Genomic DNA, 19,666 nt, shown 5'->3' on the forward strand with positions numbered 1-19,666 from the left:
GGAATAGCTTTATTATTCTGCCAGCTCCCGGTTCCCTACCCAAACAAAGCGTTTTATTATAAACTCCTGGTTCGTGAAACTGGCGTTGCCGGCCGGATTACCGCCGGTTACATGGAAATCGGAAAACGCAGCGTGCTGGTTCACCCATATCGGACCTGTCAGGTTAAAGGATACAGGGGTAAATACGCTGTTCATTTCCTCTAAGATCTTCTCTTTAACTTCCTGGTCTGTAGTATAGGCCCCACAGGTAATGGCTCCGAAATTTAATGCCATTTGTTTGGCCAGCTGCAGGCTATGATCTGTATCTTTTGTTTTGATGATCAGAACAACAGGCCCAAAAAGCTCTTTCTCAAATATTTTGTTATCAACACTGCTTACTTCAATGATGGTGGGCCCAAATACCCGTGCATTGGCAAATTCCTCGTTTTCCACAGGCGTGCCTTCCAGGATCACCTTTCCACCCAGCTGCCTTGCTTCCCTGGCTCTTTCCAGCGTTTCATCATTTTGTATCGCACCGAGGGTGCCTGCCCCCATTTTGGGGTGTTGGGTAAGGCCGGCCACTGCTTCTTTAAACTGCTGTACTACCTCGTTGAAGCTGAGATGGCCATTAGCTGTTTCAATTCCCTGCTCCGGAACAAAGAAGTTCTGGGGAGCAGTACACATCTGGCCGGAATATAAGCTCACGGAAAATGCCAGGTTCTGGATAACCGGCTCAAACTCTTTCACACTATCTAAAATTACGGAGTTAACGCCAGCCTTTTCAGTAAAAACTGATTTTCCCGGTAAAGATTCTATGTAAGCGCCGAAACTGCTGCCACCAGTGTAATCTATCAGTTTAACAGCTGGGTTCTCGCACAATTGTTTGGTAATAAGATTGTTGGAGCTATCAGCCGCCAGCTGGCAGATATTGGGATCAAAACCCAGTTCTTTCAAAGTTTGCTGGATTACGCCTACAACGATAGCAATCGGCAGAACTGCCCTTGGATGCGGCTTTACGATCACCGGGTTGCCGGTTATCAGGTCGGCATATACTCCCGGCAAGGTGTTCCAGACCGGGAAAGTAGAGCACCCAACTACTACGCCTATACCTTTTGGAATAGCCCTGAACGTTTTAACCAGTTTGACGCTGGCCTTGCCCATTGGCTTTTCCCATGAAACCTGCGGAGGATAGCGTAAAAGTTCATGGTAACCCGTAGCAATGGCTTCCAGGGCGCGATCATTGGCATGCGGCCCCGATGCCTGGAAGCTCATCATAAAGCTCTGGCCCGTGGTATGCATGGTGGCATTGGCTATATCAAAAAAGTAGTCTTTTATTCTTTCAAGGGTTTCTGTCAATGCCCCGGCTCTTTCGGCTACAGGCAATTGTTTCCAGCCTTTGCCGGCTATAGCAGCTTTCCTGATAAGATCGTCTGCAGCAAAGGTCGGGTAAGTGATGCCCAATACTTCACGGGTATATGGAGATACCTCTTCTCCGCTCCACCCGGTTTCATTGGTTTGCAGCAGTTGTTTGAATGGCTTGCCCAGCAGTTGCTGGTAGCTCTGTATTCCTTTTGCATGCGCATCGTCGCCATATGCCTTGGGGTGTTCAGGATACTGGGCATAGAATGTACGTTCGTGTGTTGCCCTGACAGCTTGATCGATGATGTTTTGGTGTTTGGTAGCGAGCATATTCAGATTTTGAGAACTACAATTTACGGATTTAGTCAATCAGTTGCTACAGCAACTAAGTGATTTATTGCAGTTCTCCGGCTGTTAATACCCTGAGTTGATCAAGGTAAATTTGCCGTCGTTATAATACTCGTCTGGTCTGGGTTTCAAAGGGTTGCGACGTTGATATTGCTGGAAAGCATCGTATTCGGATTTGTGCAGGGCGGTCCAGCCTTTGTAGTTCGACTGGTTAGCCGCTGGGCCAAACAGCCATTGGTTATAGGCCTCGAACAGGCCAGCCCTGAGCAGTTCGCGCTGGTAGTCGAACAGTGCATATGGGAATTGGTCTGCATAATTATTGTACCAATCCAGTAAGAAACGGGTTCTTGCCATGATGAGGGCGTCGGGGTCAATACCGCCGGTAATAACGCTGATCTGCTTACTCATGGTGTTCTTATAGGCTTCTACAAACTCGCTGTTCCCTCTTTTGTTTTTCTTGGCATCTGTTACGGCGCTTTCAAAAAGTGATGGATCGTTGAACAGTTTTTTGTAAGATTCCAGTACTATGGTCCTTATTTCAGCAGTACGGGTGGTGTAGCTCTCCATGTTCATGAAGATTTCGCCATATATGATGCACCACAAAGGGTTGTTGCTGTAGTTATACGTTTTCGTGGCGTTATAATAGTTCCCGGGAAAAGTAGGGTCTTGTTCTATTCCTTTAAGCCAGCTGCGTAAGGCGCCTTCATAGAGTTTGATGTTCATCAGCAGGTTGCCGTTGTCGTTATACAGCTCGCCGCTGTTTGGGAATTTCTTTAACGATTTTTCATACATCTTCTGGGCTGTCTTAAATTCTTCCCTGCCGATGTAGATGTTGCCGGCGATCTGGTATACCTGCACATCTGCTTCTTTATTGCTCAATAAAGGCTCAATGATACTTTTTGCTTTGATCAGGTCTCCTTTCAGGTAATAAGTAAAGCCTAATTGTTTTTTATATTCGAAGTTATCCGGTTCTAGTTGTAAAGCCTGGTTGAACACTAAGATCGCGTTGGAGTAGTCCCCACTTCTCATAAAATTGCTGGCCGTGTTGTATAGCTCCCTCGAATCCTGTGCAAAAGCAGTTTGAGTAAATAAAACTCCCGCTACTAGAAATGCTTTCAATAAAGAAGACCGTATATTCATTCCCTTCTGTCTGTTTGCTGTAAAAGTAAGATTTTTTCCCGCAAAGGCGCAAAGACGCAAAGCGGTAAAGCGTTTTATGAACCGGCGTAATACGCCGTTTTAACATTCACGGACGCTCTTTAATCAAATTCTTTGCCGCTTTGCTTGTTTGCTGATTTAGATCAGGTGGGTGATGAGGCCATCTCTTAACTTCGGCTCAAACCAGGTACTTTTAGGCGGCATCACATTACCACTATCTGCAATATCAAATAACTGCTGGATAGTAACGGGGTACAAGGCGAAAGCGATTTTCATTTCTCCGCTGTCAACCCGCTTTACCAGTTCCTGCAGCCCTCTTATCCCGCCTACGAAGTCTATTCGTTTATCCGTCCGCTGGTCTTTGATGCCCAGGATCTTATCGAGGATGTTATTGGAAAGGATCGTTACATCCAGGATGCCTATCGGATCAGTAGTATAGGTACCTTCTTTTGCTACGAGCCGGTACCAGCGGCCATCCAGGTACATGCTGAATTCATGGAGCATAGAAGGCGCCTGGGGCAGATGCCCGATCTCTTCCACTGTAAAATCATAGTCCAGCTGCGATAAAAAAGCTTCTTTGCTTAAGCCGTTCAGGTCTTTTACGACCCTGTTATAGTCCAGTATGGCCAGTTGGCTGGCAGGGAAGATAGTTGTCAGGAAGTAATTGGCCGGGTCTTCGGCCCCCGTGATCTTGCGGCTTGCCTGCAGTTCTTTTTGCACCAGGCTTGCCGAAGCTGCGCGATGGTGGCCGTCGGCGATATAAGTATGCGGTACCTTCCGGGCAAACAGGGAGCTGATATCGGCAACGGTTGAAGGGGCGTCTACGATCCAGATGGTATGTTGGATATTATCGTCTGCTGTAAAGTCGTAAACCGGGGCGTGCTGCTCCTGCCAGTGATCAATGATCGAGCTAAGCTCCGGTACATCGTTATACGCCAGGAATACGTTGCCCGTTTGAGCGCTGGTTGTTTTTATATGATTGATCCTGTCTAATTCCTTGTCTGGACGAGTGAATTCATGTTTTTTAATAAGGCCGTTATTGTAGTCTGCAACCGCCGAAACGGCTACCAGGCCTGTTTGTGCGCGTCCATCCATTAAAAGTTTATATATATAATAAACCGGTTGTTCATCCTGCAGCAATATTCCCTCTTTGATAAAACGTTGCAGGTTGCTGGCAGCAGTATCATACACTTGCTGGCTATGCACATCCGTACCGGCAGGCAGATCTATCTCCGATTTAGAGATATGATAGAAGGAGTAGGGATTGTTGGCAGCGGCGTCCCTGGCTTCATCAGAACTCAACACATCATAAGGGCGGGAGGCTACTTTTGCAGCTAGCGAGGGATCGGGTCTTAATCCTTTGAAGGGTTTAATAGTGGCCATAATGAACTCAGATGGGTGAATAGTAAAAATATAGAAAAAAAAATTACGAACTACGAAAGAACACTCGCTCTTCCATAGTTCGTAATAAAATCTAACTTAAAATATTATCAGGCCTTTTTCAGGGAGAAGTATTTCATGGCTTCCACCATTACTTCTACACTTTCATAAGGCAACGCATTGTACATAGAAACCCTGAAGCCTCCGGACAAGCGGTGACCTTTAATGCCAACTATATCTTCTTTTTTGCAGAATTTAAGGAATTCTTCCTCCATTTCCGGCTTATCCATAATAAAGCAGGCGTTCATTTTACTACGGTCTTCTTTTACCACTGTACCGCGGAACAGCGGATTGTGGTCGATCTCGTCGTATAGTAATGCCGCTTTTTTATCATTGATCTTTTCAATGGCAGGAATTCCACCTTGTTCTTTTAACCAGCGCAGCGTAAGCATAGAAATATATACCGCAAAAACAGGAGGTGTATTCAGCATCGAGCCATTGTCGATATGATTTCTATAATCCAGGATGGAAGGTATTTTACGTGTTACCTTTCCAAGGATGCTTTTACGTACTGCTACCATTGTGGCTCCGGCAGCGCCCATATTCTTCTGCACGCCTGCATAGATCAGCGAGTATTTGTTGAAGTCCATGCTGCGGCTCAGGATATCGCTGCTCATATCGGCTACTAACGGGATATTGGTTTCCGGGGTGGTTTGCCACTGGGTACCATAAATAGTATTGTTAGTAGTAATATGAAGATAGCTCGCTTGCGGAGGAATAGTAAATTGTTTGGGGATGTGGTTATAGTTGCTTTCTTTGGAGCTTGCTATCACATCTGTATAGCCAAACAATTTCGCTTCTTTAATAGCTTTGCTGGACCATACGCCAGTATCTACATACGCGGCTGTTCCACCATTGTCGAGCAGGTTCATGGGAACTTGCATAAACTGTGTGGTGGCGCCCCCCTGCAGGTAGAGTACTTCAAAGTCATCTTCCAGCTGCATCAGTTCCTTCACAAGGCTGCGCGCTTCTTCCATCACCGCCATAAACGGGGCGGTTCTGTGGCCAATTTCCAGTATCGACATTCCCGACCCTTCAAAGTCTATCAATGCTTTACTGGCCTTGTACAATACCTCGTTAGGTAAGACAGAAGGACCTGCGTTAAAATTGTGCACCTTCATGTTGCGATTCAGATTAAATTCATTTTTTGATCTTTCCACTTTTTTTGGTTTTTCTAAGGAAACGGAAAAAAAAACGGCACGGGCATAAAACCAGTGAGGCGCATTGTGTAGGACAGGTTAAAAGATGGTATGGGCAAAGATAAAATATCTTTTCAAATTATTAAGTATTGCAATAAATATTTTACCGTGCAGGAAAATAGCTACTTGCAATGTTCTTCCATCCAGCGCAGTTGCAATGGGGCTAAATGGTCCAGCGAATCGGCGGGGGCGGGGCTGTTGTCTGCCAGGTCGCTTAGCGGGGGCTGGCCGGCATTTACCCAGCAGGTGTACCAGGCTGCGGCAACCGCCGAGATGGCGCTTCTCATTTTGCGTTCAACCATATTATTCAACAATTTTGCATATGTTTTCGTATAGTCGTCGGCGTATGTCCTGACCAGTGCTCCATTCCTTGATTCGTAAGCAAAACGCCTGCCTGCGGGGAATTTATTGCTTAATTCCTTCTCGATCCTGAGCACCGAATCTGCTTCCTTCCCACTTAGTGTAATTATTTGCCATATATATTCCCGCGGCGAGGCGATGTAATAGGCTTTTCCCGTCCAGTAGTCGAAGGTTTCATCCGCCAGCAATTCCGGGATGCGTGACTCCCACAGCCCATGGATGCCGTGCTGGTTGCTGAACTGCCCGTTATGATTGGAGCAGGCATGCAGCGGTACATGCGCGTCTGCCAGGTAATGCCCCAGCTCTGCGGAGAGCCGCAGGATATGCTGTTTGTCTTTTTCCCGGAACGCTTTTGTGAGAAGGGCCAGCATTTTTTCCAGGTGCCAGGGCAAAATGCCATACCGGTTCAGCGAATCGGCGCTGTACCTGGTTACGGCTTCGTTCCAGGAACGTGGCACCTGCCGGTAGGGCGGCGAGTCCAGCAGGTCTATATCAATAAAATGCCTGGGCCCTTCCGCCGGCACCATGTAGCGGCGCTTATCTGGATCTGTGGCGTGTTTGGTTATATAATCCAGGTTGGCTTTATAAAGAAGCATCATTTCCGGGGGCAGCCCAAATACGGCCAGCCTGTTGATCCGTTCATGTGCAAAAAAGCCCCAGGGATAAGCAGAGAAAGGGAAAAAGAGAAATAAAACGCTGATGGTACAGCGAAGCTGGTTGACGGTTAACATAAACAAATGGTTTTAAAAAACAAAGAAGGCCCCTAGTACAGGGGCCGGCATTAAATATTTGTAACTCCTCCGCTGACAGCGAATTTCATCGCATCGCCGGCCGAGATATTGGTCAATTGTTTTACTTTTTCTTTGGGTACCATGAAAACTTTACCTGTAATGGCATAGGCATGAGGTACGTATACTGCCATATACCCCTCCAGGCCAAAGTTGCTCACATCCGCCTGGGTAATGAATCCCATTTCCCATACATCCACCCCGTAGATCTGCACCAGCACGGGATGATCAAACTTCTTCTTCTCTCCCACAAACGCATCAAATACATCTTTAATGGATGTATAGATATACTTGATAAACGGGGTCCGTTCCAGCAGGTGATCAAACAGGTCAAATATTCTTCCTATGATGAAGGACGAACTCAGGTAACCTACCAATACTACCAATACCAATACCAGCAGGAACCCAACTCCCTTATATTTCAGGAAACTGAACCCCGCATCCGCAGGAATGATCTCTTTGGGAATAATGTTGTCGATGGTCACAAAAGCCCAGTACAATGTAAGCGCTGTTATACCGATGGGCGCCAGTATAAGTAGTCCCTGGAAGAAGTAGCGCAGCAGTCGTGATGCGAATACTTTAAATCTAAGTTTTGGCGACATGGTTCGTGATTAGACCTGCAAATTAGATAATAATAGGGAAGTGCTCCTGTTCTTTTTAATGGTTTAGCATTAAAATAATTAAATGTTACCACATGTAAAAAAATATTACTGGAAACTTTGGAAGTTTGGAAAGTTTCCATAGTTTTGTTCTGCGTAACAACAGCGTTACCGCGGCATAGCATATGGAAGTACAAGAACGCATAATGGATAAGGCTTTTGGGCTGTTTCGTCAGTTCGGCACCCGCTCCATAACGATGGACGACATAGCCGTGAAGATGGGTATTTCCAAAAAGACCCTTTATGCGCACTTTACAGATAAAGACGATATGGTCACTCAAACCATCAGCCGCTTTATCAGTATCGTCGAAGAAGAATGCCTTGCCGACAGGGAACGGGCCAAAGATGCCATTGAAGAACTATTCCTCGTAATGGAGATGCTCGATAGAAAGTTACTGAATATGAACCCGGTCATCTTGCTCGATCTCCAGAAATTTCATGCAAAAGCCTGGCAGGTATTTGTAGATTACCAGAATAACATGTTGGCAACAATGATCCGCGAGAACCTGGAACGCGGTATCAGCGAAGGATTATACAGACCGGACCTGGACATTAAGATATTGACGCAATACCGCATACATGCCTGTATGATCTGTTTTCAACCCGAAGTATTTTCCGGTGCTCATGATATGAGCAGAGTGCAGAAAGTTTTGTTGGAAAATTACCTATATGGAGTAGCATCCGAGAAAGGATACCAGCTAATAGAAGCATATAAAAAACTATCGCAAAACAACTAAGGACATGAATTTATCAATCAAAAGGCTCACCAGTTCAACGTTGGTGGGAGCCCTGCTAATAGTGGCAGCTACCGCCAGCGCCCAACAGCAGCCAACTCCCGGGCCCATTAGCCTGAGCGCCCAGGAGGCGGTCGACTATGCCATCGCTAATCAAAGCGCTGTCAGAACCGCTAAACTGGATGAACTCATTCAACTTGCCAAAAACAAAGAAGTTGCCGGTTTAGCGCTGCCCTCAGTTGCTGGTGCAGGTTCCTATCAGTATAATCCCATCACCCAGAAACAAATGTTCAACATGAGGAACTTTGGCCTGCCCAAAGATTCCTTTACTGTCGTTTCTTTCCAATTACCTCATAACCTGCTGGGAGAAGTAAAACTCACCCAAACCCTTTTCGATCCCAGCGTTTTGGTTGCCTTACAGGCCCGTAAAACACTGGAAGACCTGGTAGCGCAGAACGTTGCCAAAACAGTGATCGATGTAAAAGAAAACGTTTACAAAGCATACTACAACGTGCTTTCTGCCAACAAAGCGCTCAACATCCTTTCAGAAAATATCAGCTCGCTCGAAAAGATACTGAAAGAAACCAGGGAGATCTATAATAACGGGTTGGCCGAAAAACTGGATGTAGACAGGCTGGTAGTGCAATACACCAACCTGCAGACAGAACAGACCAAACTCCGCAACCTCGTTGAAGTTGGCACCGCCGCACTGAAATACCAGATGGGTATGCCGCTTAAACAGGAAATAACGTTAACGGATACACTTTCTACCTCGCGCATTGTAGCCGGCGTACTGGATATGGATAAATTCGATTACTCACAACGTATCGAATACCAGTTGCTGCAAACACAGAAGAAAGCAAATGAATTCGATCTTAAAAGATATAAACTGAAAGGATTGCCATCCCTGCAACTGTTCGCATCCACAGGCGCGCTCAGGGGCAGCGATAAGTTCGATTACTTCCAGAACCAGATGTGGTATGGATATGTAAATACAGGGTTAAACCTCTCTGTTCCCATCTTTACAGGCTTCCAGCGGAAACGCCAGGTAGACCAGGCTTTCCTTGCCGTAAAGAAAAGTGAAGTGGCAATAGATAACCTGAAACAAGGTATCGACCTGGAAAGAGAACAGTCGGCATCCAATTTCCGCAACAACGTACTGACCCTGGAAGCCCAGGAAAAGAACATGCAACTGGCCCAGGAAGTCTACAACACCACCCAGATCAAATACAGGGAAGGCGTAGGCTCCAGCCTGGAAATGACACAGGCGGAAAATGATCTGCTGACTGCACAGAATAATTATTTCACAGCCTTGTTCAATGCAATCGTCGCCAAGATCGAATTGCTGAAAGCTTATGGCAAACTTTAATCCTTTTAAATCACCATTCACTATTCATCATATGATCAACAGATATGCTTTCCTGATTTTAGTATCTACCACTGTATTAGCAGCCTGCGGAGGAGATAGCAAGGAAAAAAAGATGGCTGAACTGAAAAAGCTGAAACAGGAAAAAATTGATTATAACTCCAAGACTGACAAAAGGATCGCAGAATTAGAGAAAGAATTAGGTGTAACGGAAGAAGTTAAACTGAAAGATGTTACTGTAGCTGCGGTGAAAGATACCATCTTCCAGCACTTCATCGATGTACAGGGAAGCGTGGACGCCCGCGAAAACGTGAATGTTTCTTCAAAAGTTCCGGGTGTTATTACAGCTATTCATGTAAGGGAAGGACAACAGGTGAGCAAGGGCCAGGCGCTGGCGCAGGTAGATGACCAGGTGCTTCGTTCAAATATCGCTGAATTACGCACCCAGCTGGATCTGGCTAATACTTTATATGAAAAGCAGAAGAATCTCTGGAATCAGAAGATCGGCTCAGAAATCCAGTACCTGAATGCAAAGAACCAGAAAGAAAGCCTGGAAAAGAAAATGGCTACGCTGCAGGATCAATTGGCCCAGTCACGTATCGTTTCACCTATCAGCGGTACAGTAGATGCGGTGATCGCGAAAGTTGGCGATATGGCTTCCCCGGGTAACCCAACATTCAGAGTAGTGAATGCAAACGATCTGAAAGTAACTGCCAATATAGCTGAAACGTATGCTGGCCTTATAAAAAGCGGGGACCAGGTAGTGATATCTTTCCCCGATATCAAACGCGAGATCCGCAGCACCATTGGTTTTGCATCCCGCACTATCGACCCCGTGAGCAGAACAATCAAAGTGGAAGTGCCTTTACGCCCGGACAATGCACTGCGCCCTAACATGATCGCGCAGATCCGCATCGTTGATTACACCGCGCCTAACGCTGTAGTGATCCCTGTGAACGTGATCCAGTATACTTCCGGAAAGCCTTATGTATTGGTGGCCCAGGACAACAAAGGCAAACTGGTAGCGCAACGTAAAACGATTGAAATGGGACGCACTTATAACGATCAGGCAGAGATCAAGAGTGGGTTAAAACCTGGAGATCGTATCATCACCACTGGCTTCCAGGGGTTGAACGACAACGATCAGATTAAATTGTAAAAGCAGCTGTTTGCACAGCAAAATTCCAGTGTATGCAAGACAATCTAAAAAAAGAATTTAAACCCACGAGTTGGGCCATAGATAATAAGATCAGTATCTACGTTGCTACGATCATCGTAGCGCTGGCAGGTATCATGTCTTATATCTCACTGCCGAAAGAACAGTTCCCGGAAGTAGTATTCCCTCAGTTCTATATTTCCACCATCAATGCCGGTACTTCACCGGAAGATATGGAAACGACCGTTACCAAGCCGATCGAAAAACAATTGAACGGCATCTCCGGCGTGAAGAAGATCAAGAGTACTTCCATGCAGGATTTCTCTTCCATCATTATCGAGTTTAACGCAAACGAAGATATTGAAGCAGCCAGGCAACAGGTGCGTGAAAAAGTGGACGACGCAAAGAAAGACCTGCCCAACGACCTGACCCAGGAGCCGCAGATCGTGAAGGTAGACGTATCCCAGATCCCTATCATGAACGTAAACCTCTCCGGCGACTTCGATCTGCAAACCCTTAAAAAGTATGCAGATGACATGAAAGACAGGATCGAAGCGCTTAATGAGATTACCAGGGTTGACCTGGTAGGAGAATTGGAAAGGGAGATCCAGATCAATGTCGATAAATACAAGATGGATGCGGCAAAGATCAGTTTCGAGGATATCCTCATGGCTATACAGAACGAGAATATAACTATCTCCGGAGGCCAGGTATCGATGGACGGACAGAAGAGAACACTCTCTGTTAAAGGTGAGTATAAAGATCCTTCGAGGATAGGTAATATCATTGTACGCGGACAATCAGGAGCTACCGTGTACCTGAGAGATGTTGCCAATGTGGTGGATGGTTTCCTGGAACAGGAAAGCTATGCGCGTTTAGGCGGTAAAAATGTGATCACGCTGAACGTGATCAAACAGAGCGGTAAAAACCTGATAGATGCATCTGACAAGATCCAGGAGATCAAGAAAGATATGCAGGAGAACTACTTCCCTAAAGACCTGAATGTAACCATTACCGCAGATCAGTCTAAATCTACCCGCGTAACCCTGCACGACCTGATCAACACTATCATCATCGGGTTTATATTGGTAACGGTGATCCTCATGTTCTTCATGGGGGCGGTGAACGCGATATTCGTTGCATTATCGGTTCCTATTTCCATGTTCATCGCTTTCCTGCTGATGCCGATGTATGGATTTACACTGAACATGATGGTGCTGTTCTCCTTCCTGCTGGCATTGGGTATCGTGGTAGACGATGCTATCGTGGTAATTGAAAACGTGCACAGGATATTTAATGAACGAAAAGAGCTGGGTATTGTGAAAGCAGCCAAGGTGGCGGCCGGAGAGGTATTCCTGCCGGTATTCTCAGGCACCCTGACGGTATTGGCCCCATTCTTCCCGCTGCTGTTCTGGCCTGGCGTAATCGGTAAATTCATGTTCTACCTGCCGGTTACCCTGATCACAACGCTGGGAGCCTCTCTGGTAGTGGCTTATATCATTAACCCGGTATTTGCTGTCGACTTCATGGATCAACATGAAGGAGAAGAACATGCCAAGCCGAAGTTTGACAAGAAATTTAAAATACTTACCGCAGTTTTTGCTTTGATTGCCCTGATCGGTTATGCCAATGGGAGCATGGGTGTCGGCAACTTCGTGGTGTTCGTTTACCTCATGATCCTGCTGGAACGTTTCTGGTTGGGCGGTGTGGCCCGTCGTTTCCAGACGAAGTTCTGGCCGAAAGTGCAGGAGCGTTACAAACAAATACTGAAATGGTGCCTGATAGGATGGAGGCCGGTGTGGATCGTGATAGCAACATTCGGTTTGTTGGTGTTCAGCATTATGCTGACGGTTATCCGTAGCCCGAAAGTGGTGTTCTTCCCGCAGGCAGATCCAAACTTTATCTACACTTATATCGAGCTGCCAAATGGTACAGACCAGAAATATACCGACTCTATCACTGCAATAGTAGAGAAGAGGATTACCAACGTGGTAGGAGCCAACAACCCGATAGTTGAGTCCATTATCTCCAACGTGGCCAAAAACGCCGGAGATCCGTCACAGATGGATATGAGTACGCAGCCTCAGAAAGGTAAAGTGACAGTAGCGTTTGTAGAGTTTGGAGCGAGAAATGGTCAGTCAACCGTTCAGTACCTTGACAAGATCAGGCAGGCTGTGAAAGGTATTCCAGGCACCAATATCACTGTAGAGCAGGAGCAGGGAGGTCCTCCAACCGGTAAGCCGATCAATATCGAGATCAGCGGCGACAATTTCGATGAGCTGACCAGTACTTCGTTTAACCTGAAACGTTACCTGGACTCTCTGCATATTGGTGGAGTGGAGGAGCTGAAGAGCGACTTTGAGGCTAATAAGCCTGAAATAGTGGTAAATATTGATAGAGAGAGGGCGAATGCGCAAGGCATTTCTACCAAGCAGATAGGTCAAACCCTGCGTGCAGCCTTGTTCGGTATTGAGGCGTCCAAGATCCGCGATGCGAAAGACGAGTACAAGATCATGGTGCGTTTGAGGGAAGATCAGCGTAATAATATTGAGAACCTGATGAACCTGAACCTGGTATACCGTGATATGAATATGGGAGGAATTATCAGGCAGGTGCCGCTTTCTTCCGTGGCAGATATCAGTTATTCCAATACCTATGCAGGTATTAAAAGGATAGACCAGAAGCGTGTGATTACCCTGTATTCCAACGTGTTGACAGGTTTTAACGCGAACGAGGTAGTGCAGCATATCCAGGATGCGGTTAATAATTTCTCTCATCCATCTTCTGTAACAATTAAAATGACGGGAGAACAGGAAGATCAGCAGGAAACTGCCAACTTCCTGGTGATGGCGATGTTGGGAGCATTCGGGCTTATCCTGATGATCATGGTAACCCAATTCAACTCTATTGGCCGTCCGCTGGTGATCTTCATGGAGATCATATTCAGTATCATCGGCGTGTTCCTGGGCTTTGCGATCTTCAAGATGGATATTTCAATTGTAATGACAGGCGTAGGTATTATGGCTTTGGCGGGTATAGTGGTAAGAAATGGGATCGTGTTGGTAGAATTCACTGACTTGTTGATACAGCAGAAGATGCCGGTATATGATGCGGTAGTGGAAGCGGGTAAAACCCGTATGACGCCGGTGTTGCTGACAGCTATCGCGGCCATCCTGGGATTGATCCCGCTGGCAGTGGGCTTTAACATCGACTTTGCATCATTGTTCAGTCATTTTAATCCCCATATCTTCTTCGGGGGCGACAACGTAGCTTTCTGGGGTCCGTTGGCGTGGACAATGGTGTTCGGGCTGGTGTTTGCTACCTTCCTGACGCTGATCCTGGTACCGGTGATGTATGCAATGAATAAACGCTCTATCGACGTACTGGATAGGTACAAAGCGCCAAGATGGTTGAAATATGTACCATTTGCTGCGTTGATAATGAAGTTGTTATTAAGTAAAGAAGAGGTGAGGAAGCTGCATGATCCGAAGTATGTGTCGCCTCGTCCTTACAATTTCTTCCCGGAGCCGGAAAAGGATGACGAAACAGAGGTGATCCATAAATCGGTAAAGGGTATCTCGGTTAACTAAATTTTTTTTCAATACAGTGTAACAGTTGTAGGTTAACAGTCTCCGTCCTGAATCTTCAGGACGGATTTTTTTTGTATCTTGCTTTCAAAATCATTTTTTATCTTTATTAACAAATTTTAACATTTGGAATTGAGGCGAATTGGATACCCTTTATTACTTTTGACCCTTCAGACAATTGACTTGACACGTTACTAGCCATATAAAGCCATAGTCTTATATGCCATATGATAAATAAGAGGTGAAATTTTCCGAAGAAAAGTCTGGTAAAATTTAGGCCATTTTGCCTGTAGTTATTATAGCAACTAAGAGAAGAAATAGATAATACAGAACTGATATAGCAGGATAACCGCCATTAATCGAGGCAGGCGCAAGATTGGAAGACCATGGAGTACGTAGCATCAATAGCTTATGCTAAAGGAAAGGACCAGGAGGAACAGTTTTATTTTCCACAGCGTAACGGAAAGGATGCTAATTATTTATGCGGCAACTCTCTCGGATTACAGCCCAAGAATGTAAAATCAGCTATAGAACAGGAATTATCTGACTGGCAGCAATATGCCGTAGCAGGTTATTGGGAGGCGAAAGACCCCTGGTTGTATTATCAGCAATATTGTAATAAACCATTAACAGGTATAATAGGTGCTCATCAGCATGAGTTAACGGTGAATTTGCATCAGATGATGTTTAGTTTTTACCGTCCAAACAAACAGCGGTTTAAAGTGTTAATGGAGGCAGGAGCATTTCCGGGTGATCCATATGCGGTTGAGACGCAGGTTCAGTACCATGGTTTTGATCCGGCAAATGCGATCATCGAAGTTTCTCCCCGGCCTGGAGAGTATTTGATAAGATTAGAAGATATTTTGGCAATTATTAGCCAAGAAAGTGATAGTTTAGCGCTGGTTTTACTTGGAGGTATAAACTACTATACCAGACAGTTATTTGATATAGCCGCTATAACCGATGCGGCACATCGAGCAGGCGCATATGCAGGTTTTGACCTTGCACATGTCGTAGGAAATATTCCAACATCATTGCATGACTGGGGCGTAGATTTTGCAGTTTGGTGCTCTTATAAGTATCTGAACGGTGGCCCTGGCGCAGTTGGAGGAGCCTTTGTACATGAAAAACATGCCAGCAACCGTGATTTTATCCGTTTAGGTGGCTGGTGGGGTAATGAAGAGAGTGCACGATTTAAAATGGAAAAGGGGTTTGTGCCTGAAAAAGAAGCTGAAGGATGGCAACAAAGCACCGCTCAGGTGCTTAATATGGTAAATCTGAAAGCATCCCTGGAATTATTTGAAGCTGCCGGTATCGGCGCTTTACGTAGCAAAAGCAGTGGAATGACAAATTATCTGGCGTTCCTGTTGCAACAGTTAAAAGGCATAAATTTCCAGATTATTACACCAGAAAATTGTAATGAAAGAGGCGCTCAGTTATCTTTGTTCTTTCCGGACGGAGGTAAAGAAATACATCAACGAATGACCGATGCCGGTATAATCGTTGACTGGCGAGAGCCCGGGGTTATTAGGGTTTCACCGGTACCCATATGTAACTCCTATCAGGACGTATTTCATTTTTATGAAATCATAGCAAATATTGCTTCAAACGCTTAATTAAGTAAGATGAATTTTGAGAGAAACGAACGCCCCCGCAGGCCTTACTCTTCTGATACCAACAAAGAGAATGATCCCAATAAGGAGAGAGGCGATGACAAACCCAACTTAAATAACGAGCGGGAAGGCGGCAAACCCGACTACAACAGTGAAGGCCAGGAAGGTCGCACTGGTTACAATCGTGAAGGCGGATATCGTCCACGTGACTACAATCGTGATAGCGGTGGTGGCTATCGCGATGGCGGCTACAACCGCGAAGGTGGTAGCAATTACAATCGAGACAGCTACAACAGCGGCGGCGGTTATGAGCGCGGCGGTGGTGGTTACGGCCGTGGTGGCGGTGGCTATGACCGTGGTGGCGGTTATGACCGTAGCGGCGGCGGAGGCTATGATCGCGGAGATCGTGGCGGTTACGATCGCAGCGGCGGTGGAGGCTATGACCGTGGAGAACGCGGTGGTGGCGGATACGATCGCAGTGGTGGCGGCTACGACCGTGGAGACCGTGGTGGTTACGATCGCGGCGGTGGCGGTTATGATCGTGGCGGTGGCGGCGGATATGACCGCGGCGACCGTGGCGGATATGATCGCGGCGGCGGTGGTGGTTACGACCGTGGCGGTGGCGGCGGTGGTTATGACCGTGGCGGCGGAGGAGGATACGATCGCGGCGGCGGTGGAGGCTATAACCGCGGTGGCGGTGGTGGTTACAATCGCGGCGGTGGCGGCGGTGGTTTCAACCGTGGCGGCGGTGGCGGAGGCTACAACCGCGGCGGTGGCGGCGGACGACCAGGCGGCAGACCCGGTGGAAGACCAGGCGGCAGACCTCAACGCTTCGAACCTAAACCAGATAACAAAATTTACTTTATCGCCTTGCTGCCAACTGCAGAAGTAGGTAAAGAAATCATAAAGATCAAGCAGGAATTTGCTGAACAATACGGTCCAATGTACGCATTGAAAGTATTACCGCATATTACACTGCAAGTACCTTTCACTGCTGATCCGGCCCTGGAAAAAGCATTCTGCGACGAGCTTACAGAATTTGCTAAAACACAGGCTCCGTTTGAAGTATCGCTGAAAGGATTCGGCACCTTCCCGAACAAACAGAACAGAGTGCTCTTCATCAACGTTGAAAAGAGCGAAACTATGGCTGCTATGCACCGTCAACTGATCAACTTCCTCCGTAAAGAGTTTGGTTTCAGTACCATGCTGGCACGCACAGGCTTCACTCCACACGTTACAGTGGCTTTTAAAGACCTCACAGACGAGCAATTCAACAAGGCTTGGCCTGAATATGAAAACAAGGAATACGAGGCTACCTTCAAGGTAAATAACCTCTACTTCCTCCGTCATAACGGCAAGTCATGGGAAGTATTGCAAAAATGCAAACTGGGAGGCGCCTGATAAAAGCGATCCCTGATAATACTAAAAGAGGCTGGTCATCTGTGACCAGCCTCTTTCTATTGGTGCAGTTATTATGCTACCTTATAACACGTCCCGATCCCTGGATATCAGACTCCAGGTCTGCAGTGCCTTTGAAACGGATAGTACCGCTGCCCCGTATCCTGGCGGTCAGGTGCTCGCTGGCCAATACCCGGAATTCGCCCGACCCGTTGATCGTCAGATCTGCTACGGAAGTAGGCAGATCCCAGGCGTCTACATTCCCGCTGCCGTTGATCGTTCCGTTCAGGTTCTTGCAGGCGCCTCCCAGCGTAGTATAACCGGAACCATTCACCGTAACGGAAAGATTATCGGCTTTCACTGCCAGGTCGGCCACTGCACTGCCATTCACCTCATATTTGAAAAGCGGTGTTTTTATAGTGTCTTTACAGGTAAGCGTTCCTGAACCGTTAAACTTGGCTCTCTGGAAAGTAGGGTTGCTGACAAATACCCGGATAGGGAGGTGAGAACGGAGATGAACAGAAGAGCGTATGCGGATGAATAAACTGTTATCCCTTACCCCGGTTTCTATCGCACTGATCACGTTGTCCTCCGCGCGGATTTCGATCCCTGGCGTGTTGGCGGGTATTAATTGTACTTCGAATGGTCCAAAAATTTCCACATCTGTAAAATTACCTACGCTGCGGGTTTCCGTAACTACATGTCCTGATCCCCTGATAAAATCTTTTTTGCAACTGCTCAATAATGCAATGGAGAGGAAAATAAAGCATGCCAGCCGTACAGTGGCTTTGAGTGTAAACGTTTTCATGTCGTTCTTTTGGAGTTTAGTAAGATGACGTATCAACATCCTGCTACCCCTATGCCGGCAAAAAAATAAGCCGGCCGTACAGACGTACGGAACCGGCTTTTTGATTAACCCCTATGAAAACAAACTATTGCAAATTTTAGTGTTCCAACTTGATCTCGCCCAGATCGGTGATCTGGTTCTTATCCACTCTTACATCAGTAACAGTTGCAGGTTTATATGGTGACTTTGCACCTATAATTACTGTGTAAGCTCCTGTTTTCACATTCTCAAATTGGAAAGCCCCCTGGGAAATTGGTTGTTTCAGGGTGTCGGTACCTTGTATGGCCCAAACTTCAGTTCCCGCAGAAGCAGGAGTGACTTTACCCGTGATGTTACCAGTATCCTCGAAGGTCCTGAAGGCAAACGTTCCAAATGCTATCGTTGTTAATGCTAACAGTCCCGCTTTTATATTATTCATGACTTTTGAATTTAGGTTTAACAATTGTTGATAGAGTGAGTATCACGTCAACTTACCAACGATTTCAACTTGGATGCTAAAAGAACTAATTTGATTATAGAGTTTGCAATTACGATGCCATAAACCGGCAGCTTGTTCCATTTAACATATTTTTTAGGTTTGCTGCGTATAGCCGTTCTTTTAATAACGCGGGGACGCCTGCAAAAGTGCAGGACTGCCAATAAAAAAGCCGGCTATCATTCATTGACAGCCGGCTTGAAAATGATTTATACCTCAGGTTATCTTCTGTTCAATTTGCTCAAAAGGCGGAGGATTTCCAGGTACAACCATACCAGGGTCACCAACAAGCCAAAAGAAGCATACCACTCGAAGTATTTCGGAGCGCCCTGTGCTGCACCCTGTTCTATCAGGTCGAAGTCCAGGATCAGGTTCAGCGCTGCAATAGCTACTACTACCAGTGAAAATCCAATACCGATCATGCCGCTGCTGTGGATCATTGGCATGTGGATGTTAAAGAAGCTCAGAACAAAAGCGATCAGGTAGAAAACAGCAATACCCATGGTAGCGGTCATCACGATAGCTTTAAAACGTTCTGTTGCCCTGATAATACCGGTACGGTATAATACCAGCATGGCGATAAAAGTACCGAATGTAAGACCTACAGCCTGTAAAACGATACCATTCCATTTGGCTTCAAAGATCGCTGAAATAGCGCCCAGGAACAGGCCTTCAGCCAATGCATATGCCGGCGCCAGGTAGGCGGACCATTCTTTTTTGAAAACAATAACTAACGCTAAAATAAAGCCGCCGATCGCGCCTCCGAATGCCAGCGGCATAACGCTGGTCTCATTCCTCATAAACTGGCCCCATGAAAATACAGCCGCCGCCATTACCATTGCCAGCAGGAACGCCATTTTTCCTACAGTGCCTTTAACAGTCATAGATTCGCCTGTCAGATGCGGAGCCTTGTCGAAAATACTAGGTTTCAGTACAGGGTTGTTCGATTGAAATAGTGCCATAAGAATAATTGAAATTTTATGGTTAAAAATACGATTTGAATATTTACTACAGTAATTTCCAGGTCATTTCGCTGCAAAATTAACATTTTATATCTGATAACCTCCCGTTATAACCCATAACAAGAAGTAATGGGAAAGCCTGTTTCTTATTATAATAGTCTACTAAAGTTGTGTACTTTTGTGGTGTAAAAGGGCTTTATTCAAATGTAATTGGATTACTAGCGGCCGATTACCTAAA

Annotated in this window: 16 protein-coding genes; 7 read left to right on the forward strand and 9 right to left on the reverse strand. The window is 46.2% G+C overall.

The features are described 5' to 3' along the window. Window positions 1–12 precede the first annotated feature (12 nt). From paaN to BLV62_RS03015, 6 genes are all read right to left on the reverse strand, one after another. On the reverse strand, window positions 13–1,668 hold the full coding sequence (paaN, locus tag BLV62_RS02990; RefSeq protein WP_089758559.1) for a phenylacetic acid degradation protein PaaN: 1,656 nt from the start codon (window positions 1,666–1,668) through the stop codon (window positions 13–15). An 84-nt stretch (window positions 1,669–1,752) separates the two neighbouring features. After that, window positions 1,753–2,826 (reverse strand): tetratricopeptide repeat protein, encoded by a 1,074-nt coding sequence (locus BLV62_RS02995; RefSeq protein WP_139169897.1) that lies wholly within the window; start codon window positions 2,824–2,826, stop codon window positions 1,753–1,755. 156 nt (window positions 2,827–2,982) lie between these two features. Further along, window positions 2,983–4,227 (reverse strand): DUF1015 domain-containing protein, encoded by a 1,245-nt coding sequence (locus BLV62_RS03000; protein WP_089758563.1) that lies wholly within the window; start codon window positions 4,225–4,227, stop codon window positions 2,983–2,985. Window positions 4,228–4,334: 107 nt separating this feature from the next. Continuing rightward, complete coding sequence (gene serC / locus BLV62_RS03005) at window positions 4,335–5,405, reverse strand: 3-phosphoserine/phosphohydroxythreonine transaminase (protein WP_089758565.1); 1,071 nt, start codon at window positions 5,403–5,405, stop codon at window positions 4,335–4,337. A 200-nt stretch (window positions 5,406–5,605) separates the two neighbouring features. After that, a complete protein-coding gene (locus tag BLV62_RS03010; protein ID WP_089758567.1) occupies window positions 5,606–6,574 on the reverse strand; it encodes a zinc dependent phospholipase C family protein in 969 nt (322 codons plus the stop codon). Window positions 6,575–6,624: 50 nt separating this feature from the next. After that, on the reverse strand, window positions 6,625–7,233 hold the full coding sequence (locus tag BLV62_RS03015) for a DUF502 domain-containing protein (protein ID WP_089758569.1): 609 nt from the start codon (window positions 7,231–7,233) through the stop codon (window positions 6,625–6,627). Between the two features lie 182 nt (window positions 7,234–7,415). Between BLV62_RS03015 and BLV62_RS03020 the strand changes: the two genes are divergently transcribed. The 7 genes from BLV62_RS03020 to BLV62_RS03050 all read left to right on the forward strand — a co-directional run bounded on the left by BLV62_RS03020 (window position 7,416) and on the right by BLV62_RS03050 (window position 17,147). Beyond that, entirely contained in the window at window positions 7,416–8,027 is a 612-nt protein-coding gene (locus BLV62_RS03020; protein ID WP_089758571.1) for a TetR/AcrR family transcriptional regulator, read from the forward strand. Between the two features lie 4 nt (window positions 8,028–8,031). After that, window positions 8,032–9,393, forward strand: a complete 1,362-nt coding sequence (locus BLV62_RS03025) for a TolC family protein (protein WP_089758574.1) — start codon at window positions 8,032–8,034, stop codon at window positions 9,391–9,393. Window positions 9,394–9,424: 31 nt separating this feature from the next. Continuing rightward, entirely contained in the window at window positions 9,425–10,549 is a 1,125-nt protein-coding gene (locus BLV62_RS03030) for an efflux RND transporter periplasmic adaptor subunit (protein WP_089758926.1), read from the forward strand. A 32-nt stretch (window positions 10,550–10,581) separates the two neighbouring features. Further along, window positions 10,582–14,136, forward strand: a complete 3,555-nt coding sequence (locus BLV62_RS03035; RefSeq protein WP_089758575.1) for an efflux RND transporter permease subunit — start codon at window positions 10,582–10,584, stop codon at window positions 14,134–14,136. A 383-nt stretch (window positions 14,137–14,519) separates the two neighbouring features. Next, window positions 14,520–15,749: a kynureninase gene (gene kynU, locus BLV62_RS03040; protein WP_089758577.1), complete on the forward strand. Its 1,230-nt coding sequence runs from the start codon at window positions 14,520–14,522 to the stop codon at window positions 15,747–15,749. Window positions 15,750–15,897: 148 nt separating this feature from the next. Beyond that, window positions 15,898–16,638 carry a hypothetical protein gene (locus BLV62_RS28250; protein ID WP_168927776.1) on the forward strand — a complete coding sequence of 247 codons (741 nt, stop codon included), beginning with the start codon at window positions 15,898–15,900 and terminating at the stop codon, window positions 16,636–16,638. Continuing rightward, window positions 16,617–17,147 carry a 2'-5' RNA ligase family protein gene (locus BLV62_RS03050; RefSeq protein WP_225889555.1) on the forward strand — a complete coding sequence of 177 codons (531 nt, stop codon included), beginning with the start codon at window positions 16,617–16,619 and terminating at the stop codon, window positions 17,145–17,147. The genes BLV62_RS28250 and BLV62_RS03050 overlap by 22 nt, the downstream gene beginning before the upstream one ends. Before the next feature lie 76 nt (window positions 17,148–17,223). On the opposite strand, the gene BLV62_RS03055 is transcribed toward BLV62_RS03050, so the two are convergent. From BLV62_RS03055 to BLV62_RS03065, 3 genes are all read right to left on the reverse strand, one after another. Next, window positions 17,224–17,952, reverse strand: a complete 729-nt coding sequence (locus tag BLV62_RS03055; protein WP_168927790.1) for a head GIN domain-containing protein — start codon at window positions 17,950–17,952, stop codon at window positions 17,224–17,226. 136 nt (window positions 17,953–18,088) lie between these two features. After that, on the reverse strand, window positions 18,089–18,409 hold the full coding sequence (locus BLV62_RS03060) for a carboxypeptidase-like regulatory domain-containing protein (RefSeq protein ID WP_089758581.1): 321 nt from the start codon (window positions 18,407–18,409) through the stop codon (window positions 18,089–18,091). Window positions 18,410–18,687: 278 nt separating this feature from the next. Then, window positions 18,688–19,428: a Bax inhibitor-1/YccA family protein gene (locus tag BLV62_RS03065; RefSeq protein WP_089758583.1), complete on the reverse strand. Its 741-nt coding sequence runs from the start codon at window positions 19,426–19,428 to the stop codon at window positions 18,688–18,690. Between the last annotated feature and the right edge of the window lie 238 nt (window positions 19,429–19,666).

Source organism: Chitinophaga terrae (ex Kim and Jung 2007), from assembly GCF_900107795.1.
In the GTDB taxonomy this organism is placed as follows: domain Bacteria; phylum Bacteroidota; class Bacteroidia; order Chitinophagales; family Chitinophagaceae; genus Chitinophaga; species Chitinophaga terrae.